This is a genomic window from Vibrio sp. JZG120 (assembly GCF_053890955.1).
In genome coordinates this window covers 146,674-171,747 of sequence record NZ_JBSRRK010000006.1, presented here as the reverse complement: position 1 = coordinate 171,747, position 25,074 = coordinate 146,674, and the positions used below count along the sequence as shown (strand labels likewise).

Genomic DNA, 25,074 nt, shown 5'->3' with positions numbered 1-25,074 from the left:
TTGATGTATAAATGGGGTAGATTATTTGATTCTGTTAACTCTATATAAAACATGAAGATACTAAATTATTTATGTGACCTTGAGCACATTGTTAGTAATTACTGATTTTTACTGACTCACTCATAGAAAAAGTTCTTACTTCTCTTAAGTCCCTTTTTTAATTATGGTTATTGCTTTTAAATACAAACGCTTAGATTCTCCTTTTTGAGATAATTCAATTAAATCAATGGCTTCATGTATAAGCGAAAATCTGCATTATTTTATTTTTATTAATAAAACTACATTTTCTGTTCTTGCTCTGTTCATAAATGAAAGCCTTCCATTAACTTTACTTGTTTAAAATCCATGATCCTTCCAATGCTTAATGCCAGATAAAAATCAATTTGTGAGGCGATCATGTTTAACAGTATACGCACTCGAATTGCTGTCAGTGCGGGTGGGGCAATGGCCTTCACTCTATTGATTGCAATGGGTATGACAACCAATGCGTTCACGCAAGTGAATGAACAAATCACTACAAAAGTAAAATCTCAACTGACCGAAGCCACCACGACCGACCTGAGCAATACGGCGATTCAGCAAGGGCTGAATATTTCCAACCAGTTAGAGCCAGTGTTGGCGAACTTAAAGCAAGCGCGTTCAATTATCGAATTAAGCGCAGAGACGGCCGCAACGCCAGACATTATTGTTAAACAGTTTATTGCGTCGCTAGAAGCTCAGAACAAAGCTGTGTTTGCTGGTTACATGGTATGGGAAAAGCCATCGTGGGTTGAGCCAACGATTCAAGACAAAAGCCTTGGCTTTAATAGCGAAGGCTACTTAGCGCCATTCTTTTCGCCAAATTCGCACAACAGTTTTGATGTCGTGGCGATGGATAGCTTTAGCAATACTGAATTAAACAACAACGGTGAGCGTAAAGACGATTGGCACTTGATGCCTTACGAAACGGGCAAAACGTTCGTGATGGAACCGTACATGTATCCGGTTCGCGGCAAACAAGAACTGATCACGACCATCAGCCAACCAATCAAGTTACGTGGCGAGATCATCGGCTCTCTCGGTTTTGATTTGTCATTGAACGAGTTACAAAGCCAAAGTGAAGATTACGCGAGCGACTTGTTTGATGGACAAGGCCGTATTCTGATTTCTTCGTGGAAAGGCATCACACTGGCGAACAGCAGCCAAGCGGATCAAGTGGGCAAGAAAGTTTCTCATGAGTTGGCGTCTCAATGGGCTCGTATTCAATCCATTGCGAAACAAAAAGGCGCAGGCCTTGTGACGTTTGGCGGGGATGAGTATGCGATTACTGCAATTGAAACCAGCGATGCGCCTTGGATCGTTATGGTGTCGGTTCCCAGTAGCTTCCTTAAAAAGAACGTGGATGACTACGAGCGATGGAGTGAAGAACAAAGTGCAGAAGCTCTTGAAAAGGGAGTGTGGGCAGGGATTATTGCGGCTCTGATTGGTATTGTTGCGATGACCATGATCGCGACCTCGTTGGGCAAAGTGTTAACGAACTTAGTGGAGCGTTTTAAAGACGCAGCACAAGGCGAGGGCGACCTAACTTACCGCATTGAGGTGAAAGGTAAGGACGAAACCGCCCAACTGGCGCACTGGTTTAATACCTTCCTCGCTCGCATTCAGGAAATGCTTTTAACCGTAATGGCGACGGCAGACCAAGTTGATAAAAACGCAAGTGAAGGCCAAGCTCGTGCGGCGGCTTCGAGAGATCAACTGAACGTTCAAGTGAACGAAGTCAACTCGCTAGCAACGGCGATCAATGAGATGAGCGCAACCGCACAAGAAGTGGCAAATTCTGCGGTACAAGCAGCAGCGGCGGCAAGCCAAGTTCAAAACAATAGTGCGAATGGCATGTCGCGTATGGACAATGCTGCAAGCGCGGTGGATAACCTCGCTTCGCAAGTGAATGATGCACAGCACCAGACGCAGAATTTGGTGGCTTCAAGCACGGCTATTCAGGGTATTCTGAGTGAGATTGGTGGCATTGCCGATCAAACCAACTTGTTGGCTCTAAACGCTGCGATTGAAGCTGCGCGTGCTGGTGAAGCGGGTCGTGGTTTTGCTGTGGTAGCCGATGAAGTCCGCAACCTTGCAACGCGCACACAAGGCTCGACAGAAGAAATTCGTGCAATGTTGGCTCGTTTGGAGCAAGAAACGCAATCAATCGTCGTGTTGATGGAGCAAAGCCAGAAGCAAGCGGTGGATACCAAAGAAGAAACACAAGCAGCGCAGTTGGCGTTGGCCGAAATCAACCAAGCTATTGAAGTGATTAATGATATGAATAATCAGATCGCTTCAGCGGCAGAAGACCAAAGCTCGGTGTCGGAAGAGATCAACCGTAATGTGGTTGTGATTAATGATACGGCGATGGAAGTGATGGATACCATGTCATCTTCTGTAGCGATCAGCAATGAACTGACGGCAAAAGCCAGTGATCTTCACGGTGAGTTGAGTAAGTTCAAGTTGTCTTAATCAAGTAAGTGAGAGAGTTTAACCCGACTTAAAACGTTTACTTCTCACAAAACAAAAGGGCTCCAGAGTAATCTCTGGAGCCCTTTTTTAGTGCTTGTTGTGAACTATGAAACGGAAGTAGCCTGCTGTTCACCAGCCGCTTTTAAGCGTTCGATTTCTGATTCCGTTTGCCACTTGCCGTCGTAAAGATACTTACACTCTGGGAGTGGGGCTTTCGAAGCCCTTAAATCAAACACCTCATCGGTTTTATATTCTCGACTACAAACAGGAATACTAAACAGTCTTGATTCTGGCTTTGCTTCAAACAGCTTTTTGTGGTCCTCGACCTCTGTACAATTCAGTTTGTAGACCTTTGACAGTTGCGCGACCATGGATTCTAAATCTGCTTCAGTTTTAAAGAAAACGTAACAATCGAATCGATCTTGTGAGCGAAAGACAATCTCTTGAGCAGTATCTTGGTATTCGCACCTGTCATACTTAAAATAGAATTGGAGTACTTTTCTTTTCTTATTGTAATCAGCAAAAAGCCAATCTTCTCGCTCTCCAACTCTCACTTCTGTTGGTTCATCAGGCTGGCGTTTTAACATACCAAATGAAAGCAAAATGAAGGCACCTGCTCCCGCTAATGCCATTGGACCAACCAGTGCTACCATAACCACACACACCACTGCGCCTATCCAGCCAACAGCTTGCGTAGCGGTATTTACCCATTTAGGCATATTGCGACGTTTTTTCATCACAAAGCCTTTATCTGAAAAAATGTAGTCATATCGATAATCTAGGCCAATCGTAAGGTAAAAGACTCCGGCCATCATCACTGACAAAATAAAGGCAAAAATGGTTGCACCAACCGTATCGCTTGTATGTATAAAAAAAACCATTAGGAATGGTGCGATCACAAATGGAAGCGCAGTTAATTTGTAATGGTAGCGAAAAGGCTCCTCTACATCATACTTATGCCATGTTGTTAAATTGTCCCCTGTGAGAATCTCTTGCTCTTGTGCTTCTTGATAAACCGCCAATTCTTCTGGGGTGATATAAAATGGTGAATATGCCAAGGGTTACTCCTGAAAACCTAATGTGCCAACAACGGGGGTGAGTGCTTTTTTAATGATGTCTTGTTTAGTATTGTCTGAAATCACGCCATAAGTTGCACTCTGTTTTATGCTGTTTTGGAAGCAATACTCACGCTTAGCTGGGGCATCATCTTCCATATCGTACGTCACTTGAATAGCGAGGTATTGATCGGCCTCTTTAATCGGCAATGTCACCTTATACACCAGTAATTCTTTGCTCGCTTGGTTCTGGGTTTGTAGCGTGACTAAATCTGCGTTTTGATGCCACGAGCCGGACGTTAAATCATCTTCTGTTGCCTTGGTGTTGGTACTCACTGTAATACCATTCGTTGCTGCCCGCCTTGGCAGTTGAATATGCACTTCTAAACCGATTAACTCACGATGTGTGTAACCTGGGTAAGCTTGTACTTTTTCAATAGGTTGATGGTATACCGTAGGCTGCTGAATAATCGACTGTAAGTCAAACAGAGCTTGCTGTACCAAGGCTGAATTATGTTTTTCTCTTTCAGGCAAGCTCGCAGATTGGCTCCACTGAGTACGAGCAGGATGGTATCCCCATGGGAGTTTATCTAGCCATTTTTGGAAATCATCTTGTTTCAGCTTGTTCAGTTTATAATTGATGGCTAGGTATGCAACCGTGAGAACAGCTAAGAATGCCATTACGGGTCCACCAAAGGTCAAGTTTAGTGCAAATTGTCCAGTCAACCCTCCGTATGCTTGGAACAAACCAATTGCACTAGTTAAACCAAGTGTTGCGGTATTTATTATATGCAAAGATCTTTCAAGACCATAAACTTCATCAGCACTCTGCCAAGAACGGTACGCCTCACTACCCGAAGCCAACGCTCCTAAAGCTCCTGTAATCGCGAGCCATTTATTGAAGACCTTTAAATCATCAAGGATCAAGTTTTCAAAACCATTGGCATTTCGATCGACTAAATTTTTAAGAGTTTTCAGTGAGTGCTTTCTTAGTTTCTCATTCCCTTTAACATTATCCCATAATTTACCCGTCCGAATACCCGTCCAAGCACCGGCCGTGTAAAATAGCTTTTGCTGAATATCCAAGAAATCATCTTGGCTCATGAGCCCAGATTCTTGAATGCTGCTCATTGCATCAGCAAGTGCGAGACAGTTGAAAATCAGAGCTATGAAGCCCAGACCGCCTACATCTTCAAACCGTTTCTTAAGGTTGTTTAATCTGTTATCCCATATGTCTTTACGCATTTGGATTGTTGCCTCAAGTACGTCATCTGGGAGTTCTATATACTGTGGATATTCCAACGTCGCAACGGCCAAGCTTTTTTGAAGGTGCCGCTGTTGCTGGAGAGCCTTTTTATACTGCGTGTTTGATATAGTTTTATCGCCCTTGTTGAAGGCTGCTAATACTTCCTTGTTTTGGTTAGATGCGATGAGTTTTTTATCATGGTCGGACTTCCAAGTACCAAAATTTTGAGCGTAGCCCTTATTGACATTGATTGGAGTATCTATCGACAAACGTTCAACAATGGCAGCTCTTAAGTAAAAACTTGTTCGGGTGAGCGGTTTTGACAATAGAGATATCATTAAGATAGACGCTTGGGCTGTTAGGCTAACGCCAACCTCTATTACCCCCTTCAATAAAGCGCTGTTAGTCGCTTTGAATATGCTATCTAGCTCATCGAATCCTTTTGCTATATCTCTTAGAAATTCGGTTTCTGCAGTATTTGGGTTAGAAATAAAGTCCATTACTTTTGCATACATACCCACACGGTTACTTGCTGCCGAAACGTAGTCCATAAACTGTTTGTCTGAGTTTTCAGTGTCTGGAACAATTTTGGCGACGTCTACTTCACCTACCTGATTTGAAACTTGTTCAGGAATTAATTTCTCCACTTGTTTAAAGAGACTACGACTAAACCCGGAAGTGTAGAGTGCGAGTAAGCTGGTTGGTTTCTCCCATTGGCTTTCTGCCCATTGACGGTCTTCTTCTTGCACCACCAAAGTAAATGACTCAACCGCTTGCTTGTGCAGTTGATACAAGCTGTACTGCGTGTCTTCGCTGTATAGGTCGAAGGTTCTTTCAAGATGATGCGGCGTTAAGGACTCCATTACTGCGATAAAGTCGCGTTTGACCGAAACCACTTGGGCTAGCATGGTTTCTTTTTGTTCTGACAGCTCTTGCATTTCGCTCAGCATTTGCTTCCAGTTGAGCTGCTTGCGCCAGCGTTCAGTCGCTATCCATTGTTCGTATTTACCAAATCGGCTCGCAGAAATTCGATATTTGTCCTGTATCGTTTTGGCAATGCCAGTTTGGGTATGTTGGTGTGACTCAATCGCTCCAGCGGAAAATTTAGCAGGATAGCCGGACTGAACTGAACTTTTGTTCTGCTCTGCCAAATCAAGTTGGTTAGAGGAATCATAATACTCAGCCATGTCGGTATAAAACGACAGCTCTTCGCCGTTACGCTTAACGCTAGCTGGCATGTCTATCTCGTCACTTGCACCAAACATACACAGTTGCATGGCGGTCTGCATCAAACTCCACTGGTTTGAAAACTGGTCAGTAAAAAGGCGGTAAGGGCTTGCGGCACCAACAAAATGTAGTGACATATCTTGAATGTCTGCGGCGTAATCTTTTATCGCGACGAAGTAACCTGATTCTTCTTCTGGAATCGCAGAGGTTAAATCACTTTCGACTGCAACAGGTTTAAAGACAGAACCATCTTCATCTGCTTTGGTGGCGATGCCAGAATCCGCAAAGCGACCATCATCGACGGCAGAAGATTCAATATCAGCAACTTGGGTTAATTTATCTATTGGGGCAATGTTGTGCTGATTCTCGTTTTCAGACAGAACAATGGTTTGCATGCGATCGATATGATTACTCGGATTGTTAAGTACTCGCATGAACGTGTGCCATGTCCACCGGTGCTCAGAGAAACAAATCGATAGTACGCTTCCGTTGACGTAAGTAAGGAAGGGCTTTGCATCTTGTGGTGTCCCACGCTGTTCTGATTTTGGGCTTTCTGACTCTCCCAACTTATAGAGCGTGAATTGCGTTCCTTTGATTTCGTATTCGTCTAAGCTTTTGTTAATTGAATCATAGACATACAGCCAACCGTCGCGTAGTTGACGCAGGGTGTAGCCAACGGTATTGAGTTTGGCTGGGCCTTGGCCTTTCCATTCTTCTGGCAAACCAAAAGGTTGTGTTTCTTCCGTTTCCAGCTGATCGATGGCGTAGCGAACAGGGATGAAGTGTGCCGGTAAAGCCTCTGTTGGTTCTTTCTCGTTTTTTAAATTGAGAGGTTCTGGTTCTGACGGCGGTGGCGGATCGATTTTTTTTGTTTCTCCCTCCCAAAACATACTGCGCTTTGGGGGTGAGCCTGCAAGATCATCGGATTCCGTGGTTGGAACGATATTCAGCGATTTCAACGTGCCATCGCTTTCAAATGCCTGAACGGCTTCTTCGTGGGTATAGCTGTTGTCGTGCCAGAACATCGAAGTTTTTGGAGGAAGTGGATTACTCATCGTTAGCCCATGTTTAAGAGTTTTACTCTATTACGCAAATATCGAACCAAAATAAAGCAATTAAAAATCAATGAGTTAGTTTTCTATTATTTTTCTTCAATCAAATAATTGTTTGTTTTTCCAATAAGTTGGTTGGTGTTTACCATTTTTTGTATTGATTGAATCAAAGTTTGAGTTGTGAGTGATACCTCAATGAACCGACAAAACAAAAGGGCTCCAGAGTTACCTCTGGAGCCCTTTCTAGTATTTAAGTGCTGAAGAATTAACGACGCTTTGGTTTACGTTGACCAGCTGGTTTGCCTTGTCCTTGTGGGCGACCTTGACCTTGCGGCTTGCTACCTGCTGGGCGGTTTGCACCGTTGCCGCTAGGACGTTGGCCGTTGCTTGCAGGGCGTTGACCACCTTTTGCTTTGTCAGAGCCGTTCCGGTTGCCAGATGGTTTACCATCTTTTGAACCGCCTTCAGAGCGTTTGTTCAAATGACCACCGAAGCCCGGTTGGTTTTTGGTATGTTTCGTAGCAAAGCGGTTTGCCCCGTGACGACCAGATTTACGACGTTGTGCAGGTGTTTGTGCTTCAATGTCTTCCGCAGGAACGAGACAGCCTTGTTTGTCACCAATCAGATGTTTTTTACCCATGCTGATTAGGGCTTCACGGATCATTGGCCAGTTTGCTGGATCGTGGTAACGCAACAGCGCTTTATGTAGGCGACGTTGACGCTCACCTTTTGCTACAGGTACATCTTCACGTTTTTTATACTTCACTCGTTTCAGAGGGTTTGTCTCTGAGTAGTACATCGACGTTGCGTTACACATTGGCGAAGGGTAGAAGTTTTGTACTTGGTCACACTCGAAGTTGTTTTTCTTCAGCCACAGAGCAAGGTTCAGCATGTCTTCGTCTTCTGTGCCTGGGTGCGCAGAGATAAAGTAAGGGATTAAGTACTGCTTCTTACCCGCTTCTGCGCTGTACTTCTCGAACATCTCTTTAAAGCGATCATACGTGCCCATGCCAGGTTTCATCATCAGATCAAGAGGGCCTTTCTCTGTATGTTCCGGTGCAATCTTCAAGTAACCACCTACGTGATGAGTTACGAGCTCTTTCACGTATTCTGGTGATTCAATCGCAAGGTCGTAACGTACGCCAGATGCGACCATCACTTTCTTCACGCCTTCAACTTTACGCGCTTCGCGGTATAAATCGATCGTGTGTTTGTGGTCTGTATTTAACTTGTTACAGATGCCCGGGAATACACAGGATGGACGACGACAGTTCGCTTCCGCTTTTGGATCTTTACAGCCCAGACGGTACATGTTTGCAGTCGGCCCACCAAGATCGGAAATTGTGCCGGTAAAGCCCGGAACTTTGTCGCGAATTTCTTCAATCTCGTTAATGATTGACTCTTTCGAGCGGTTTTGAATGATTCGGCCTTCGTGCTCGGTAATCGAACAGAAAGAACAGCCACCAAAACAACCACGCATGATGTTCACAGACGTTTTGATCATGTCATACGCTGGAATTTTCGCTTTGCCGTACATAGGATGAGGAACACGCGCGTAAGGCAAGCCAAACACAAAGTCCATCTCTTCGGTTGTCAATGGGATTGGGGCTTGGTTTACCCAAAGTTCACGATCACCATGGCTTTGAAGTAACGCTCGGCCAGAGTACGGGTTTGTTTCTAAATGCAATACACGACTTGCATGAGCATAAAGAATGCGATCGTTTCTTAGTTTTTCAAAAGAAGGTAAGCGAACCGCAGTTGTCGCAGCATCGTGGCGTGATGGGCGAATCGTGATTGGTTGTGCAACTGGCTCATCTTTTTTAGTTTCACACTGAGTTTCTACTTCGTATGGGTTCTTTGGTACGAACGCTTCTTTACGAGGTTTTTCAATGCGAGAAGAATCGATAACCGTGTAGCCTTCTGGCGCGGTTGGCAGGTTCACGGCTGTACCACGAATATTAGTCATGGTGCTGATGTCTTCACCATTTGCGATGCGATGCGCTACTTCTACAAGTGCACGCTCTGCGTTACCGAAAAGTAAGATATCTGCTTTTGCATCAAACAGTACCGAACGGCGAACTTTGTCTGACCAGTAATCGTAGTGCGCAACACGGCGTAGGCTGGCTTCGATCCCACCTAAAACAATAGGCACTTCTTTATAGGCTTCACGACAACGCTGAGAGTAAACCAAAGTCGCGCGGTCTGGGCGTTTGCCACCTTCGTTGTTTGGTGTGTACGCGTCATCGTGACGAAGTTTTTTATCCGCGGTGTAACGGTTGATCATGGAGTCCATGTTACCCGCAGTGATCCCGAAGAACAGATTTGGCTTACCAAGCTGCATGAACGCATCTTTGTTTTGCCATTCTGGTTGAGCAATGATACCGACACGGAAACCCTGCGCTTCTAGCAGACGGCCAATGATAGCCATACCAAAGCTTGGGTGATCTACGTAAGCGTCACCGGTTACGATGATAATGTCACAGCTATCCCATCCTAGGGCGTCCATTTCTTTGCGACTGGTCGGCAAGAAAGGTGCCGTACCAAAACACTCTGCCCAGTATTTTTTGTACTCATGAATAGGAGTGATGTTATTGGTCATATTTTGCTCTCTGTTCCAGGGAGCGCGAATTATAGCGATTTGAGGATCAGGTATCTATACCAAACTCATCTATTCAAGCTTAGTTCATCGAGTTTTATTTGGTTTGCAAAAATATCAAGGCTATATCGGCGATTTTATGTCTAATATCACCTTGAAAGCCTCATGGTTATAGGTCGAGTCGTGAAAAAATGTCGCAATGTTAATACAACCAATAAGCAATGGTGTGCTTATTAAAAACAACGCCTATAATCAAATTAATGCATAGGAAAATGCAAAAAGCCGAACAAGCTCTGAAAAGGTTCTAAGTCGATTGGCTTACGTTGCCAGAATCTATTTTACAAGAGGATCAGCAGGTCCCAAATGGAATAAGGCACGTTGACTACGAACCTTGAGCATGAGGCTAATTAAAAAGGGGGCTAGGGAATGAGTGACTCAACAACAATAGCACATGAAAAAGTGCAACCGACATCCAATCCGACTCCAGTGATTGAATGGTCTTACAAGATTGATACTCGCGAGTTCGAATGCGACCAGCAAGGAATGGCAAATGCTTTTGGGTTAAATACGCCTGTCACCTGTTTAGATGATTTGTTTGAGCATATGCTGATGGGGCAACAGGAAACACTAAGGCAACGAATTTTAGAAGTGGAGCTCCTAGGTGGGCAAGGTCGTTTTTCTTGTTGCATGATGCTTAATGAAGCTCGCCTAATACATGTCACAATTAGCTTTGAAAAGCTCAATGAGCGTATTGTTCAAGGCTCTATCATCCCGCAATTGACGATCACTGGCTGCGAAGAGTTAGCGAAAATTCTCGAAACGATTTTTGATTTACCGAATGTAGGGGTTTTAGTCGCGGACGAAGACACCCGAATCTTAGGTTGTAACCGTGCCTTTGAATTGCAAATGGGTTATCAAAACCGTGATTTGGTTGGACTTAAAACCTATATCTTTAGCACATCTCACCATAGTCAGGCGTTTTACGACCAACTCTGGCAGCATATTGATGATGAAGGATACTGGAGCGGTAATTTATTGAGTAGAACTGCAAATGGTAGTAATCAGGCGCATCATCTTTGTATCTATCGGCTAACATTTCATTCTGGACGGATTCTTTATCTCGGCTTCTCTACTGACATTTCGGCTTCCTTGTTGTGGATGAAAAGTCGCTGTGAACAACAACATGATTGGTCAGCTTTTTTGCCTTCTAGAGAAGAGTTCGAACTGCAATTAGCTAATTTGGCGAACGAAAGTGGGAGTAAAGAACTCAATATCGTCATGACTCTCAGACCAAATTTTTCTGAAAAATGCTTACTTGAACAGCAACTAGGCTTCGCCGATTTTATTATGCGAAGCCGCTACACCAGTATAGCGGGTCAACTTTCTAGGGATGTGTTTGTTGTCTGTTTACAAACTCCTCACTGTCAATGGCTAAGTCCTTTACGTTTGATTCAAATTGCAATGAAAGGGTTCTTCACTGAGCTTAGGAATGAAATGGGAACAAAAATGCATACCACTATCGTTGAGGGACAAACGGGAGTGTCAATCCTCGGCTATGATACAAACAGGCCAAAGCAAGCGTTAGCGCATGCAGCCCAGGCGATGTTGTCCTCACTTTCTGGAGAAGGTGGCTATTTTAATTTTTATAATAGTGAGCTTCATTCTGAGTTAGTAAAACGCCAGCATTTAGAGGCGTTTTTGGAAGCGCAAATCGACAGTGGGCTGGTGGATGTTCATTTTCAACCAATAATTGATAGCCGAACTGGTAAAGTCGTTAAGTTCGAGGCCTTAGCGCGCTTTTATCATGAAAGTGATGCCTATAGCACTCAAGAGATGATTACTGTTATTGAAGACTTAGAGTTGATTGCGGCTCTAGATGATGAGGTTTGTCAAGCCGCGCTCAAACACTTTTCGCGCTTGCAAGACATATATGGCGAGGAAATAGGGTTAACCATCAATCGCTCACTGAATACTAAATTGGATTCGCTCCAGGTTCTTCAGCGTTCGCATGACCTAATTAAAGCCAGTGGTGTCGATCCTAAACGAGTCACGATTGAGCTGACGGAAACAGCGTATTTTGAGCAAGACGAAGAGCATACGCAAGCGCTAGAGCAAGTGCGCAAAGAGGGCATTAAAATTGCGATTGATGACTTCGGTACAGGGTATTCTTCTTTTTCTTATCTAGAGAAAGGGCAGTTTGATTTACTGAAAATAGACCGAAAATTCGTTAAGAACATTCAGCATGGCAATACCAGTTATAACATTGTCAAAATGGTCACTGATCTTGCTCAGCAAATGAATGTAAAAGTGGTTGCCGAGGGCGTGGAGTCAGAACAGGAGCTTCAAACATTGGCTGAAATAGGTGTGGATTACATGCAAGGCTTTTTGTTCTCTCGTGCTCGGCCTGTCGATTTGATGGAGAAAGCGGAAAGTTACGAACATTTGTTTTCGGGTGTTGCTGTCAAACCAAAACAAGATGATGTATTGCAATCACTGAGCCATGAAGAGGTCAGGCACCTTGATCCCGGGGAGCCATTATCGTTGGCGGTGGAATATATGAATTTAAGTCCAAGTTCGCCGTTGGTTGTCATTAACGAAAAGCGCTGTGTTGGCTTAGTTACCAAAGAGCAAGTTAACTTACACCTAACGCCTTCCATGGGGACCGAATTAGAGACTGAGCGAGAAAATTGGATTTGGAAACGTCCGGTGAACCAGATAATGAGCACGGAGTTTGTGCTCGTCAATGCGCATTTGTCCGTCGCTGCTATTCGCGAGCTAATCAAAACAGGCATTCGCTTCCCGTGGGTTTTATGTGATGAAAAAGAAGAATACAGAGGCGTGTTAACTCAAGAAGATGCGTTGAAGTATCTCGCTTCTTGTTGAATAAAAAGTCTCGCTGTTCTAGTACATTTGGGGATAGACTTTCGGTGGTTTGACGATAGGTGATTTGCTATTATCGCACCCCAAAATGACTTTTGAGCGTGCATTTAACATGATTCAACAATTGCTGGTTACTTTTCCTCCGATGCTATTTGGCGCGCAAGCGCTACTGACTTTACTTCTCATCAAGGGCGATATTTGTCCGGGTCAGAGAGGCCGTCTTCATAAAATGTTGCCAGCAGTGGCGTTATTGTGGCTTGCGGTTGCTTCTCTTCGCATTGAAGCATTTATGATCGTGTTCGCTATTTTCTATTTCTACTCTCAGGTTCAAACCAAGAAAACGCGTGAAAAAGGCCCTCTTTGGGCGATGCATTTAGCGAATGGTTTGGCTTTTGCGTATGTAAGTATTCAAGCATTTGAACAGCCAAGCTGGCCTGCGTCTATTGCGATGGCAATAATGATATTTTTCCTTGGGGCGTCATTCTCTCAATTGCTTCTGACTATCGCTCGTAGCAGATTGCAGGCATTTCACCGCATTTTGCCCGTTACGGGCATTGTGTCTGGAATGCTGCTGGTAATCGCAACGCTATTTGCTTCTTACCAGTTAAATGAAGCGACATTGAGCGCCGCAACACAACCAATTTTATTGTCTTTAGCCATGCTCATTTCTTCAATCATTGTTTGGTGCTGGCATATCTTCACACATAAAAAACCGGAAAAGGTTCAACTGAGCGTCGCCCTGTTGCTCGCGCTTGCGTCAATGACGAGCCTACAAGGTTTATTCTCTCTGGCGGCTTAATCGCGAGTCGAGAAACAGAGCAATACTGCTTGTACTCAAGTCCTTTCTAGGTTGCTTGAGTATAAGGCACTCACGTTTTGGATCGCGCTCACTTTAAATTCACATGATTACGTCTACGCTTGTTTATATACCTTGTCGAAGAGGAGAGTCGCGATGGATTTAAGCAATGTAGGTAATTTGGACAGCATTATTTTGCTAGGTATCGTCAATGAAAAGCTACGTTTAGAGTGCGACAGTTTTGACGAGTTAGTATCGGTGTATGAAATGGATGTAGAGTCCGTAGTAGGCAAGCTTGATATGCTTGGTTATCAGTACGATCCATTGACCAACCAATTTAAAGCATATCAACGCTAAACCTTCTTAATCCATATCCCTAAGCCATCTTGATTCCGTCAAGGTGGCTTTTACATTGTAGCCTTGCGGTTGCGAAAAAGGCTTGTAAGTAACGTTTATCTTTCTCTGAGTGACGCGTTGCAGCAAATAAGCGACGCCATAAGCCTTGGCCAAAAGGTTTACTGGCAATAAGGCCTTGGCGAGAAAATTCAGAAATCGCCCAATTTGGCAGTGCTGCAACCCCTAATCCAGCGGAGACCATTTGCACTAACATCAGAGTATTGTCGGCTTGCTTCCATTTGGCGGGTTCTACCCCCGCTGGCTGCAAGAAGTGTTTTACGACGTCTAGCCTTTGTTTTTGAACCGGATAAGAGAGCATGGTTTGATCTGCGAGATCTTGCGGATTAATAACTTCTTTTTCCGCCAGTGGGTGGTTGGTCGCGGTAATTAAGCGCATTTCAAAGTCGAACAAAGGTTCATAATGTACTTCAGAACGAGGTTGAATATCTGACGTGATAACGAGATCTAACTCGCCAGCCAACAATGCGGGTAGGGGCTCAAACCCAAAGCCGGACGAAAAATCCAACGTGACGCTTGGCCACGCTAATTGATATTCCCTTAGAGCAGGCATGAGCCATTGGAAACATGAGTGACATTCAATCGCCATATGCAACCGACCATTGACGTCTTCTTTCAAGCTTGCCAAATCATTTTCTGCTCTTGCGAGTTTGGGAAGAATATCTTCTGCAAGACGCAATAGGATTTCTCCCTCTGAAGTGAACTTCACCGGACGAGTTTTTCTAAGGAATAATTGTCCCCCAATCCGTGCCTCTAAATCTTTGATCTGGTGAGACAAGGCCGATTGAGTGAGATGCAACGCGGTCGCGGTCGCGGTTAGAGAGCCGGTGTCTCGAAGCGAAGTGAGTGTCCGCAAATGTTTTAGCTCTATCATGAATTCCTTTCATCCTTTGTTGCTCGCTATGAACAGAATAGCAATCGTATAAATAACTTAACGACAAAAAATGGATATGTAAACGTCTAGACGTCTATTTGTTGTGTTTATTTGCGAATCATGTCTCCTCATGATGAATTTTTTTAATAAACAAGTTGAATAAATGGACGTTGTTCAAACCGCAGATGAGAGCGATAGTTTAGCCATCCAGACATCTTTTATGACGAAAGATACTCTGACCCAAACAAATTGAACAAGATTGAAAAAGGAATAGGGACATGGCTACAACAACGCACGTACTAGGTTATCCACGCATCGGTGAAAAACGAGAATTAAAATTCGCTCAGGAAAAATACTGGCGCGGAGAAATTGGTCAAGCAGAGCTTAAAAAGGTTGGGGAAGATCTGCGCGCTAAAAACTGGCAAACGCAAACAGATGCTGGCTTGAGTTTTACCACCGCTGGCGATTTTGCTTGGTACGATCATGTACTGACGACCACGTTGTTACTGGGTCACGTGCCAAAACGTCACGCAGACGGTTTCCCTGATTTGGATACGCTATTCAAAGTGGGTCGCGGTCAATCTCAAGCGGGTTGCGGCTGTGCGGGCGCTGCAGCATCGGATATGACTAAATGGTTCAACACAAACTACCACTACATCGTACCTGAATTTAGCAAGGACGATACATTTGAAGTGAGCTGGCCTCAACTGTTTGAAGAAGTCAACGAAGCAACCCAAGCTGGGCATAAAGTGAAGCCAGTTTTGCTTGGCCCAGTCAGTTATCTTTACTTAGGTAAAGAGGTAGAAGAAGGATTCGATCGCCTGACGCTACTGCCACGATTGCTTACGGCTTACCAAGCTATTTTGGCAAAGCTCGCGAGTCAAGGTGTTGAGTGGGTTCAGATTGATGAGCCAATTTTGTCACTAGAGCTTGAAAGTCAGTGGGCTGATGCGTTCAAGCTAGCGTACCAAGTGATTCGAAGCGATGTAAAAGTGCTGCTAACGACGTACTTTGACTCTATAAGCGATACGCTAGACAAAATTGTAAAGCTACCAGTGGATGGTTTACATATCGATTTATCTGCCGCGCCTCAGCAGCTTGACGACGTGGTTGCCAAACTACCGGAGGGTTGGGTGCTGTCTGCTGGCGTGGTCAACGGTCGTAACGTGTGGCGCTCGGATTTGAGTGCGCAACTTGAACGTCTACAGCCAGTAAAAGAAAAACTGGGCGACAACCTTTGGGTTGCGAGCTCATGCTCTTTGCTACATAGCCCGGTTGATCTGGAACTGGAAACAGAACTCAGTGAGGAAGTGAAAAGCTGGTTTGCGTTCGCAAAACAAAAAGTAACAGAAGTCGCCTTGCTTGGCCACGCACTCGATGGTGATCAAGATGCGATTCTCGCTTGTGATACCTACAGCCAGCCAATCAAAGCACGTAAAACGGCAACGCATGTGAATAAGCCACAAGTTCAAGCACGTTTAAACAGTATTACTGCGTCACTTGCCGAGCGCAGCGCACCTTACGCGGAGCGTGCTGCGCATCAAGCTGAAGTATTGGGCTTGCCTCTGTTGCCAACCACGACAATCGGTTCTTTCCCTCAAACGGGTGAAATTCGTGTTCAGCGCAGCGCTTATCGCACTGGCCAGTTATCTGAGTCCGACTATATCCAAGCACTAAAAGGACACATTGCGGATGCCGTAAAACGCCAAGAAGCCCTTGACCTAGATGTGCTTGTGCATGGTGAAGCTGAGCGTAACGACATGGTAGAATACTTCGCGGAGAACTTGGCGGGCTTCCAAACGACGAAATTTGGTTGGGTACAGAGTTATGGCTCTCGCTGTGTGAAACCAGCCATTGTGGTTGCCGACATTGAGCGTGAAAAGCCGATTACGGTGGAATGGTCGACGTACGCACAATCGCTAACCAGCAAGCAGATGAAAGGTATGCTGACGGGCCCGGTAACGATTTTATGTTGGACATTCCCGCGTGAAGACATCACACGTCAAGAAATCGCCCAGCAACTGGCACTGGCACTGCGTGATGAGGTTTCTGATCTGCAAGATGCAGGCATCAATATCATTCAAATCGATGAGCCTGCGATTCGTGAAGGTCTGCCGTTGAAAAAGCGCGATCACAAAGCGTATTTAGAATGGGCGGTGGATGTATTTAAGATCTCGGCAGCGAGTGCAAAACCAGAGACTCAGATTCACACTCACATGTGTTACAGCGAGTTCAATGAAATCATTGATTCAGTCGCGGCGCTCGATGCAGATGTGATTACCATTGAAACATCACGCTCAAATATGGAACTGCTTAAAGCGTTTGAAGAGTTCAATTACCCGAATGAAATCGGTCCAGGTGTTTATGACATTCACTCACCAAACATTCCGACGGAAGAGTGGATTGAAGGCCTAATAAAGAAAGCGGCAGAAAAAATTCCGGTACAACGTTTGTGGGTGAACCCAGACTGTGGTCTGAAAACACGTAACTGGGCAGAGACGGAATCGGCATTGGCGAACCTCGTGTCAGCGGCGAAGAAACTTCGTGCTGAGCTGGCGTAAGGCACCTTTTTTAGCAAATAAAAACGGAGACCGTTGTCTCCGTTTTTCTATTCTTAGCCGTTCATTTTCGTCGTTATACTATCCCGCAATAGCGGATGAATTGCTCGTATCGAAAAAAAACGCACTCACTGTGGCTATTTCATTTGAGTACAAGTTTGCGCGGAAACCAACTCATCTGCCATCAACTGACCGCGAGAGTTACGCACTTTAATACGGTACATTAAGCCCATATCAATTTGCTTACGAACTTCCGGGTTATTGCAATAGGTGTAGATACTGGTATTCAGTACTTGATTTAACGGCTTTGCACCGAGTGCGTCATCGTTATAAATCATCATCATCTCAACAACATTTTTGTTGGATGAGACACGCATTATCTGCAGTGGACCGTATTCCAAAGGGAGACCTGCGGACAAGACTCCCGCTCGGTTTGATGCCAATAGCTCAAGCTGGCGTTGATTATCATCGGTAGATGAACAGCCCGCTAACGCACCAAATGCCAAGAAAAGACACAGTAATTTTTTCATAAATTAAAACACTTTTTTGAACGGTTTCACGATTACATTATCGTAAACACCAGCCGCTACGTAAGGATCGGCTTCTGCCCACGCTTTAGCGTCTTCTAGAGAGGCGAACTCAGCGATGACAGTCGAGCCCGTAAATCCAGCTTCTCCTGGGTTGTCAGAGTCTATCGCAGGCATAGGGCCAGCAGTAAGAAGGCGACCTTCGTCTTGAAGCTTTTGTAAGCGCTCCAAGTGTTGCGGGCGAACGCTCATGCGTTTTTCCAGCGAGTTCTCGACGTCCTGAGAAAAGATGACATACCACATAGCATAGTTCCTTAATTGGTAGGGTAAAGTGTTAATTTAACGCCTTTTTTGTGTCTCTCACAAGTGAACAACAGAAAATGTGAGATCCTTTCTAACAGTTAGCGCTGTAGGTTGACTAATTCTGAACCGGGCGTGGTTTGCCTTCACTGTCAATGGCTACGTAGTTGAAAGTCGCATCACAAACCATGAAGCGCTCGCCGACACCGTGTGCTTTTACCGGCTTGACCCATACTTCCAGATCGACACTCATTGAGGTGCGACCAATCTTAGTGCATTCGCCATAGCAGCAAACGACATCGCCAACACCTACAGGCTTCTTGAAGGTAATGCTTGACACTGAAACGGTAACAACGCGACCAGAAGAGATCTCTTTGGCCAGAATCGCACCTGCTAGGTCGAGCTGAGACATAATCCAACCACCAAAAATATCGCCATTGGCATTAGTATCGGCAGGCATTGCAAGGGTACGAAGCAGCAGTTGACCTCTCGGAGAGCTAATTTCTTGACTCATTGTGACATCCTAAATCTTAAAGGCGCTCAAACTAAGCGCCAACATAGTAAATACCTAGAACCAAAGGTCCTTAAAAAAACCGCAGACACCGGACCAGAGAAAGTTGGTTTACAGCAGCAAGAATGGTCTGATTCCGGTATGCCGTTTGATCGGTTTAGTGATACATGGAGCAAAACAGCGACCCGAAGGTCGCTGCAAAGTGCGCGGATTATAGCAAAACTGAGTTTTTAATCATCAGTCGACACATCGGATGAGTTATTTTTTTGTTCTTTTGGCATGTGTTTGTAAATGTAGAAGCCAGTCGCAATCATGTAGGCAAATGTCGCAATCAACATTCCGAATACTTTGAAGTTGACCCAAACATCCAGTGGTAGCTCGTAAGCGATATAAATGTTCAGACCAGCAAAGAATGAGAAGAAGCCGACCCAAGCCCAGTTGATCTTCGCCCAAATAGCATCAGGTAGCGAAATTTCTTTGCCCAACATGCCTTTAATGGCTGATTTCCCCATTGCGTGACTCGCTGCTAAACCGATAGCTAGAATCACATAAATGATGGTGACTTTCCATTTTATGAAATTGTCGTCGTGGAAGAAAAGGGTCATGCTGCCAAATATCGTCACGATAACGAACGTAATTAGCTGCATTTTCTCGACTTTTTTATACAGAGCATAGGTGACGACAAGCTGAATTGCCGTTGCAACGATCAGCGCTCCTGTTGCTGCGTAGATGTCGTACATCTTGTACAAAGCGAAGAAGACGATGAGTGGGATAAAATCTAGGATTTGCTTCATGGTGGCAAAATCTACCTAATTAGTGAATTGAAGACAGTCTAACGGAATCTGACAAGATGTGAATACCGTCAAGGTTAGAGGTAAGAGAAGTAATCCCCTGACTGAATGATACAACAAGCAACATTTCGCAAAGATGAAGTAGTAAATCGAAGGCATAAAAATTGCCGCGATAAAGCGGCAATTGAGTTGATAGAATTTAAGATTTAAGCAACACGTTGATATTGAGAAATAAGCGTTTTGACATCTTCTAAATAGCCTTCACGTAACAGGTTATCAACGGTTGCTTCAAGCTCTTCGAGAGACATCGTAAAGCAAGTGGATTTGCCGGTCATTAGGCTCAAATACTGATGGTATTCTTCTTCTGTATAGTGGCCTAAGCGATCGAGTAGTAGTGCTTTGATTCCATGATGAATCAAGCCGTAGTATGTGTGTCGATGAAGTAACATGGCGATCTCCTTATCAAGCTCATCCGCTAACCATTTGCAGCTTGCTTGACCCTCTGGATAATTCGATTTACTTCAGTAATGCACATCTAGTGCCAGTTTTATCTTCGCAAATTAGAAAGTGTTGGAAGTAGCAAAACTCTCATGTTGCAACCAGCGCTTGATGACGGTTTGGAGCGCATTTAACGTGGTTGGCTTTTCAAGTCTGTCATCCATGAGTTTCGCAATGAGCTCCAGCTCTTTGGCTCCAGACTCTCCAGATAGTGCGATGATCGGAACGGAAGACGCAATTTGCTTAATTCGTTGGCTTGCGTCAAATCCATTCATCACTGGCATCTGTACATCCATAAGCACCAAATCAATCTTGTGCGACTGAAATAGCTCCACCGCAGAAGCGCCATTATTTGCTTGTAAGCTGTTGACTCCCAGCCTTTTTAAGTACATTTGAACCAAAGTACGCTGCACCTCTTTGTCATCAACAATGAGCACTGTTGGTGCATCGTTACTTACTTGTACGTGTTGGTCTGTGCGAGGTTCAGAATGTGGTGCATTTACTTTCCAGCCATTGAAGTCCGGTGTTCTCAACGTCTCTGGTTTGGGTGCGTTTGGGACGACCGGGAAGTACAAGTAGAACTCAGTAAATTCGCCCAATTCAGACTGGCACTCAATTCGTCCGCCAAAAGAGCGCATAACGCGTTGACAGTAGCCCAAGCCAAGGCCGCTGCCGCCACTTTTTTGATACGAGAAGAAGTCGTCAAATATCTTGTGTAAGATACTGCTATCTATGCCAGGGCCACTATCTCGGAAGACCAGAATGTTTTCGTAGGCCCCCGTTTGGCTGCGAATCTCAATTTGACTATCGGGATAAGAATCAAAATAGTAGATAGCATTGCGAATCAAATTGAAAATGACAAAGTTAAACAGAGTTTCGTTTAATTTCGCGACAAAATCGTGCTCTTGGGGCAGATTGATCCTTTCAATTATTTGATCGTTTTCAAAGCCATAACGGCTGACCGCTTGATCGACAGCTTTATGTATAGACGTAATAGTTAAGGGTTCGTGCTCAGGTGAGCTGTCGCTTACTTCTCGCAAAATAATGTCGATAAGTTGGCGACCACGCTGAATCGCTGCTTCTCCTTTATCAATCTCACTCTTTAACGTCTCAAGTGAAGCGTTTGATTCGATATGCTGTTTTAAAGCTTCAAATCGTAATTGCACTTGAGCGAGAGGGTTACGCATTTCATGCGCAATAGAGTTAGCGAGCGCACGGCTTTGGCGTACTTTTCTATCGGCCTCGATAGTGCTCTGGATGCGAACTAATAAGGTTTGCAATGCTGAAATTTCTTCATTAGAAAACAGCTTATTATCCATTTTGTGTGAAGAAATCAGTAAGTGCGTAACGGACTTTCCACGACCAAAAAGAGGCATTACGAGCGCCGTATTGCTGGATCGCATACGTTCGTAGAGCTTGCGCATTGAGCCTTTAGACGAGGAGGCATAATCAATTTCTTCAGACAGTTCATCAAGCACGAGAACAGACTTGCTTGACGGCAGATAATCTTCATAAAACGTTTCGGTGTAACTGCTGGTGACGAGCTGCAATTTATTATTTGGTATATTCAGTAACGCTGCTAACTGGCGCATTGCATCATCTATTGAGCGTTTAAATTCCTCTTCTAATCCAAGAATTTGTTGAACGGGTGTATGTCGTTTCCCATAAATAAAATAGGACGCGAAACGACTGACGCGTTTGTAAAGCAAGTGCCAAGTGATACCGATGAGTGCGCATAAAGGTACCGCTACAAGCCATTGGTTATCTTCTGAGATAGGAATAAATATTGCGCCCAGCGGGAGGACGAAAATGGCACAGACAAACAGCGCGCTAACGGTTAAGTATGTGAGGTATTTAGCGCTATAAAAGCGAGAGGTAAGCAGGGCATAGCCTACAAACAACATTTCACTAATTGAAAGTGCTGGTGGTAACCAGGTTAAGGAAAAGTCACCAAGGAAGTAAGTCATTCCAAGGTGTATCACTGCAGTTGATAACATGAAGACCAAAATGCCGGCGATCATATAGTTACTTTTTGCCAGCGTGAGTTTGCTGCTGTTCGCTCGCATGGTAATCAAGTTCAGCAGGGTTAATACCACAAATGTCAGCAAACTAATAAAGAAATATGAGGTATGGGGACCAAACTCGATCACGAACTGGCTTGGACCGCTAATGGTGACATTTTCGACAGTAAGGTTTGGTACTAAGTTGATGTAAAGCGAGTACGTTGCTAGTGCCACAAAGATGATTTTTTGCCAGGCTTTGACCGCAGTTTTTTTGATATCAGCCGCTAGCTGGCAAGAAAAATAGAACGCGAATGCAAAGGCAAAGAATGACGCCAAGTTCGCCAACTTAGCCATAAAAATACCGCCAGCGGAGCCCAACTCCGGCAATAAATCGGTATGGAAGTATGCATTGCTGCTGATCCAAACGATGATGCAACTAGAATAAGCAATGTACGGCGCATGATGCGAGCCTAAAATCGTTTCACTCTTCTGTTTTAGGCGATAGCAGTAATATAACAACCAAGCGAATACCACCAGTACAGTAGCGTATAGCGTCATTGCTTTTGGATAAAAAAGGCCGTGAAGATGAATATCAAGCATGTTCATTCACCTTTTCATCAATTCTTTTTGTTCGTACGCGGTGTTTGTAGTCGCGAAACTGTATGTCTTGAAATGCTTCAACCATCATACCTAAATTCCAGAAACCGCGGTATGTCTTGGTACCGTCACCGTTAATGTCGCGGTATCCTGAGTGAAAGTAGGCCTCTAAATCAATAGATTGATAGAAATTTAACATAAATATTTGTTCAATAATGGTAAAGCTGAGCTTATAGCCTGCTTTATATAGCTCACTCATCAATGCTTTTTGTGCCAAATACAAAAAGTACAGTTTTTGTTGGATGTTGCCACCCACTGTCAGACGCAGCACTTCGCAAACCGCTTCAGTGTTTTTCAAGTGAGATTGGAACTGTGCATCAAATTCAATAAGAGTCCGTTGGCGAGTTAGAGCGTTACCTCCCCAAAGGCCTAATTGATTAAGAGTAATGTAGCCATAATCAGGAAGGCAAAACTGCCATTGCTCACTACTAAATGGTAATGAATAGCTGAGCCAGGTATTTCTTTGGTGCCAGTTTTGCACCAAAGCGGAGGAGACCATGATTGGTGTAGATGACTGCTTGAACAATAGCACAAAGTGTTGACCTTTCTGCGAGAGTGATAATAGAGGCAATATCTCAAACCATTGTTCAGTTTGGACGAAGAGCTCAAGGTTGCTCAGTGTGATTGCTTCGGAAATCGGCATTAATGCAGCGTGATTCGGCAGTGTTACCTTTAGGTCACATTCGGCAATATCTTCGATCAATATGCTTGAATAGTCGCGGTCGTCAAACGAGAGCTGAGTTGGTCTTGTCGCTTCATTTAAAGGGTGCTTTTGCTTGATCGCAGCAATCTCACATTCACACCAGAAAACCATCCAATGCGGGTAACAATCTGCGGCAATTTGTTCAATTAAGAGCGCCTCTTCGGAGAAAGGCGTTGGATACTGCTGTACTAAATCTCGATAATCTATTAATTCAAACAGTACGGACAGACTCTTAGATGCGTATTTAGGAAAGAGGGATCTAAGAAGCTTTATTCTATACAAAGCAACTTGTTGAAAAAGAGAAGACCTTTCTTGCGGTGTAAGAGTAAGAAGAACCGTGTCAACCAGCGCCTGTTGTTTTGACTCGATCGGCAAATCTGTACTGGCGAGGGGCTCCAAAGACAGCTTAAGACTCATGATATAACCTAGTTCTGACGTTTTTTATATTTTGTAATGGTTTATATCATTTTGATAAATTTATGCTATTGGTTTCTATTTATATAGTTACGTAATGCAAGAAAAGACAAAAAAACCGCTCATAGTGAGCGGTTTTTAGTTCATTCGAGAAAGGACTAAGCTTCTTGCTTTTTAAGCTCAGCTTCTGCCGCTTCCTCTTCTATTAGCGCATCAACGATAACTGCACATGCTGCATCACCAGTGATGTTTAGTGCTGTACGAATCATATCGAAAATACGGTCAAGAGCGAATAGCAGTGGTAGACCTTCAATTGGAATGCCAGCGGCAAGAAGTACGGCAACCACTAGGAAAGAAGGACCAGGAACACCCGCTTGACCAACCGCACCCAATGTAGACGTTACGATAATTGCAATGTAAGCGCCCATACCTAGGTCGATATTGAACAGTTGAGCAAAGAAGATAGCAACCAAGCCATAGTAAATCGCATTACCTGACATGTTGATCGTTGCGCCTAGAGGCAGAACAAATGACGCGGTTGAATTTTTTACGCCCAGTTCTTTTTCGCAGGTGTCCATTGTGACAGGCAGTGTTGCCATAGAAGAGGCCGTTGAAAGCGCAACAGCTTGTGGCTTTTTCATTGAAGACAGGAACTTCTTCGCTGATGTCTTGGTGAAAATATGCACCATTGCTGGGTAAACAACGAAACCGAAGATTAGGATTGCGGCAACGTAAACAACGAACAGTTTGAATACCACCATTAGTGCGCCAAAACCGAATGTACCGACTGCTTCTGCCATTAGACCGAACACGCCGATAGGGGCAATGATCATCACTTTGTTGATCATCCAAACCATTGCGTCAACGATGCAGTTAACACCATTAATGATTGGCTCACGACGCTCTTTTGCTTGCTTAGAAATTGCAATACCAAAGAACATACAGAAAACGAGGATCTGTAGGATGTTTGCTTCATTTAGTGATTGGAAAACGTTGGTTGGGATCATACCAGTGATGGTTGCCCAGAAAGTAGGTAATTCACCTTTTGAAGCGTATTCTGCTGAGAACATGCCTTCAACGCCAGAGACGTCGATCCCCATGCCTGGTTGGAATACTTCACCCATAAATAGTGCAAGCGCAACGGCTAGGGCGGATGTTAAACCGAAATAACCTAGAGTGACGATGCCAACTTTGCCTGCTGACTGGCTGTTCCCAAGACCAGCGGCGCCAGAAATCAAGGCTACAGCGACCAAAGGAATAACCAACATTTTGATTAAGTTGATAAAGATAGCACCTAAAGGAGCGAACACTGTCGCATCATGACCCATCATGGCACCAACGGCTGTGCCCACGATCATGGCGATTACGACTTGTACGCCAATGTTGTTTAGCAAACTCTTTTCTTTTAACACTTCCATAACCTCTGTGCTAATAAAATGTAAAATCCTAAAATTACCCACTAACCATAAATGGTTTTAT

At 44.3% G+C, this 25,074-nt stretch carries 17 protein-coding genes; 5 read left to right on the top strand and 12 right to left on the bottom strand.

The annotated features are described in order from the left end of the window. Positions 1-396 precede the first annotated feature (396 nt). Positions 397-2,493, top strand: a complete 2,097-nt coding sequence (locus ACWPOD_RS14900) for a methyl-accepting chemotaxis protein (protein WP_456232019.1) — start codon at positions 397-399, stop codon at positions 2,491-2,493. A 104-nt stretch (positions 2,494-2,597) separates the two neighbouring features. On the opposite strand, the gene ACWPOD_RS14895 is transcribed toward ACWPOD_RS14900, so the two are convergent. From ACWPOD_RS14895 to ACWPOD_RS14885, 3 genes are all read right to left on the bottom strand, one after another. Next, positions 2,598-3,551 carry a hypothetical protein gene (locus tag ACWPOD_RS14895; protein WP_164666460.1) on the bottom strand — a complete coding sequence of 318 codons (954 nt, stop codon included), beginning with the start codon at positions 3,549-3,551 and terminating at the stop codon, positions 2,598-2,600. 3 nt (positions 3,552-3,554) lie between these two features. Beyond that, positions 3,555-7,076, bottom strand: a complete 3,522-nt coding sequence (locus ACWPOD_RS14890) for a T6SS effector BTH_I2691 family protein (RefSeq protein WP_167426405.1) — start codon at positions 7,074-7,076, stop codon at positions 3,555-3,557. A gap of 262 nt (positions 7,077-7,338) precedes the next feature. Next, a complete protein-coding gene (locus tag ACWPOD_RS14885) occupies positions 7,339-9,672 on the bottom strand; it encodes a YgiQ family radical SAM protein (RefSeq protein WP_047010002.1) in 2,334 nt (777 codons plus the stop codon). A 423-nt stretch (positions 9,673-10,095) separates the two neighbouring features. Between ACWPOD_RS14885 and ACWPOD_RS14880 the strand changes: the two genes are divergently transcribed. The 3 genes from ACWPOD_RS14880 (at position 10,096) to ACWPOD_RS14870 (ending at position 13,702) form a co-directional block, all read left to right on the top strand. Beyond that, positions 10,096-12,552, top strand: coding sequence for an EAL domain-containing protein (locus tag ACWPOD_RS14880; RefSeq protein WP_375223569.1), 2,457 nt, complete (start codon positions 10,096-10,098; stop codon positions 12,550-12,552). An 85-nt stretch (positions 12,553-12,637) separates the two neighbouring features. Next, a complete protein-coding gene (locus tag ACWPOD_RS14875; RefSeq protein WP_012841615.1) occupies positions 12,638-13,348 on the top strand; it encodes a hypothetical protein in 711 nt (236 codons plus the stop codon). A 153-nt stretch (positions 13,349-13,501) separates the two neighbouring features. After that, the gene (locus ACWPOD_RS14870) at positions 13,502-13,702 is read left to right on the top strand and encodes a DUF4250 domain-containing protein (RefSeq protein WP_005392843.1); all 201 of its coding nucleotides are present in this window, start codon (positions 13,502-13,504) and stop codon (positions 13,700-13,702) included. Positions 13,703-13,721: 19 nt separating this feature from the next. Here the strand turns inward: ACWPOD_RS14870 and metR are convergent, their stop codons facing one another. After that, on the bottom strand, positions 13,722-14,633 hold the full coding sequence (metR, locus tag ACWPOD_RS14865) for an HTH-type transcriptional regulator MetR (protein ID WP_167426407.1): 912 nt from the start codon (positions 14,631-14,633) through the stop codon (positions 13,722-13,724). Between the two features lie 278 nt (positions 14,634-14,911). Here metR and metE point away from each other — a divergent pair, with 278 nt between their 5' ends. After that, positions 14,912-17,194 (top strand): 5-methyltetrahydropteroyltriglutamate--homocysteine S-methyltransferase, encoded by a 2,283-nt coding sequence (gene metE / locus ACWPOD_RS14860; protein WP_167426408.1) that lies wholly within the window; start codon positions 14,912-14,914, stop codon positions 17,192-17,194. Between the two features lie 134 nt (positions 17,195-17,328). Here metE and gspS2 read toward each other — a convergent pair whose 3' ends face one another. The 8 genes from gspS2 to ACWPOD_RS14820 form a co-directional block, all read right to left on the bottom strand. Beyond that, entirely contained in the window at positions 17,329-17,721 is a 393-nt protein-coding gene (gene gspS2, locus ACWPOD_RS14855; protein ID WP_048625727.1) for a GspS/AspS pilotin family protein, read from the bottom strand. 3 nt (positions 17,722-17,724) lie between these two features. Next, positions 17,725-18,021 carry a YciI family protein gene (locus tag ACWPOD_RS14850; RefSeq protein WP_005392847.1) on the bottom strand — a complete coding sequence of 99 codons (297 nt, stop codon included), beginning with the start codon at positions 18,019-18,021 and terminating at the stop codon, positions 17,725-17,727. A 115-nt stretch (positions 18,022-18,136) separates the two neighbouring features. After that, on the bottom strand, positions 18,137-18,532 hold the full coding sequence (yciA, locus tag ACWPOD_RS14845; RefSeq protein WP_005392848.1) for an acyl-CoA thioester hydrolase YciA: 396 nt from the start codon (positions 18,530-18,532) through the stop codon (positions 18,137-18,139). Positions 18,533-18,759: 227 nt separating this feature from the next. Then, on the bottom strand, positions 18,760-19,323 hold the full coding sequence (locus ACWPOD_RS14840) for a septation protein A (RefSeq protein WP_005392849.1): 564 nt from the start codon (positions 19,321-19,323) through the stop codon (positions 18,760-18,762). A gap of 203 nt (positions 19,324-19,526) precedes the next feature. After that, positions 19,527-19,769 (bottom strand): hypothetical protein, encoded by a 243-nt coding sequence (locus ACWPOD_RS14835; RefSeq protein ID WP_005392851.1) that lies wholly within the window; start codon positions 19,767-19,769, stop codon positions 19,527-19,529. A 111-nt stretch (positions 19,770-19,880) separates the two neighbouring features. Then, on the bottom strand, positions 19,881-22,421 hold the full coding sequence (luxN, locus tag ACWPOD_RS14830; protein ID WP_005392853.1) for a quorum-sensing autoinducer 1 sensor kinase/phosphatase LuxN: 2,541 nt from the start codon (positions 22,419-22,421) through the stop codon (positions 19,881-19,883). Then, the gene (locus ACWPOD_RS14825; RefSeq protein WP_167426409.1) at positions 22,414-23,598 is read right to left on the bottom strand and encodes an acyl-homoserine-lactone synthase; all 1,185 of its coding nucleotides are present in this window, start codon (positions 23,596-23,598) and stop codon (positions 22,414-22,416) included. The genes luxN and ACWPOD_RS14825 overlap by 8 nt, the downstream gene beginning before the upstream one ends. A 155-nt stretch (positions 23,599-23,753) precedes the next feature. Next, a complete protein-coding gene (locus tag ACWPOD_RS14820) occupies positions 23,754-25,013 on the bottom strand; it encodes a dicarboxylate/amino acid:cation symporter (RefSeq protein WP_012841620.1) in 1,260 nt (419 codons plus the stop codon). Positions 25,014-25,074: the final 61 nt, after the last annotated feature.

Bases quoted from the DNA above. Each gene is read 5' to 3' on its own strand.
- ACWPOD_RS14900 (WP_456232019.1), top strand. From the start codon at position 397: ATGTTTAACAGTATACGCACTCGAATTGCTGTCAGTGCGGGTGGGGCA.
- ACWPOD_RS14890 (WP_167426405.1), bottom strand. From the start codon at position 7,076: ATGAGTAATCCACTTCCTCCAAAAACTTCGATGTTCTGGCACGACAAC.
- ACWPOD_RS14885 (WP_047010002.1), bottom strand. From the start codon at position 9,672: ATGACCAATAACATCACTCCTATTCATGAGTACAAAAAATACTGGGCA.
- ACWPOD_RS14880 (WP_375223569.1), top strand. From the start codon at position 10,096: ATGAGTGACTCAACAACAATAGCACATGAAAAAGTGCAACCGACATCC.
- ACWPOD_RS14875 (WP_012841615.1), top strand. From the start codon at position 12,638: ATGACTTTTGAGCGTGCATTTAACATGATTCAACAATTGCTGGTTACT.
- ACWPOD_RS14870 (WP_005392843.1), top strand. From the start codon at position 13,502: ATGGATTTAAGCAATGTAGGTAATTTGGACAGCATTATTTTGCTAGGT.
- metR (WP_167426407.1), bottom strand. From the start codon at position 14,633: ATGATAGAGCTAAAACATTTGCGGACACTCACTTCGCTTCGAGACACC.
- metE (WP_167426408.1), top strand. From the start codon at position 14,912: ATGGCTACAACAACGCACGTACTAGGTTATCCACGCATCGGTGAAAAA.
- gspS2 (WP_048625727.1), bottom strand. From the start codon at position 17,721: ATGAAAAAATTACTGTGTCTTTTCTTGGCATTTGGTGCGTTAGCGGGC.
- ACWPOD_RS14850 (WP_005392847.1), bottom strand. From the start codon at position 18,021: ATGTGGTATGTCATCTTTTCTCAGGACGTCGAGAACTCGCTGGAAAAA.
- yciA (WP_005392848.1), bottom strand. From the start codon at position 18,532: ATGAGTCAAGAAATTAGCTCTCCGAGAGGTCAACTGCTGCTTCGTACC.
- ACWPOD_RS14840 (WP_005392849.1), bottom strand. From the start codon at position 19,323: ATGAAGCAAATCCTAGATTTTATCCCACTCATCGTCTTCTTCGCTTTG.
- ACWPOD_RS14835 (WP_005392851.1), bottom strand. From the start codon at position 19,769: ATGTTACTTCATCGACACACATACTACGGCTTGATTCATCATGGAATC.
- luxN (WP_005392853.1), bottom strand. From the start codon at position 22,421: ATGCTTGATATTCATCTTCACGGCCTTTTTTATCCAAAAGCAATGACG.
- ACWPOD_RS14825 (WP_167426409.1), bottom strand. From the start codon at position 23,598: ATGAGTCTTAAGCTGTCTTTGGAGCCCCTCGCCAGTACAGATTTGCCG.
- ACWPOD_RS14820 (WP_012841620.1), bottom strand. From the start codon at position 25,013: ATGGAAGTGTTAAAAGAAAAGAGTTTGCTAAACAACATTGGCGTACAA.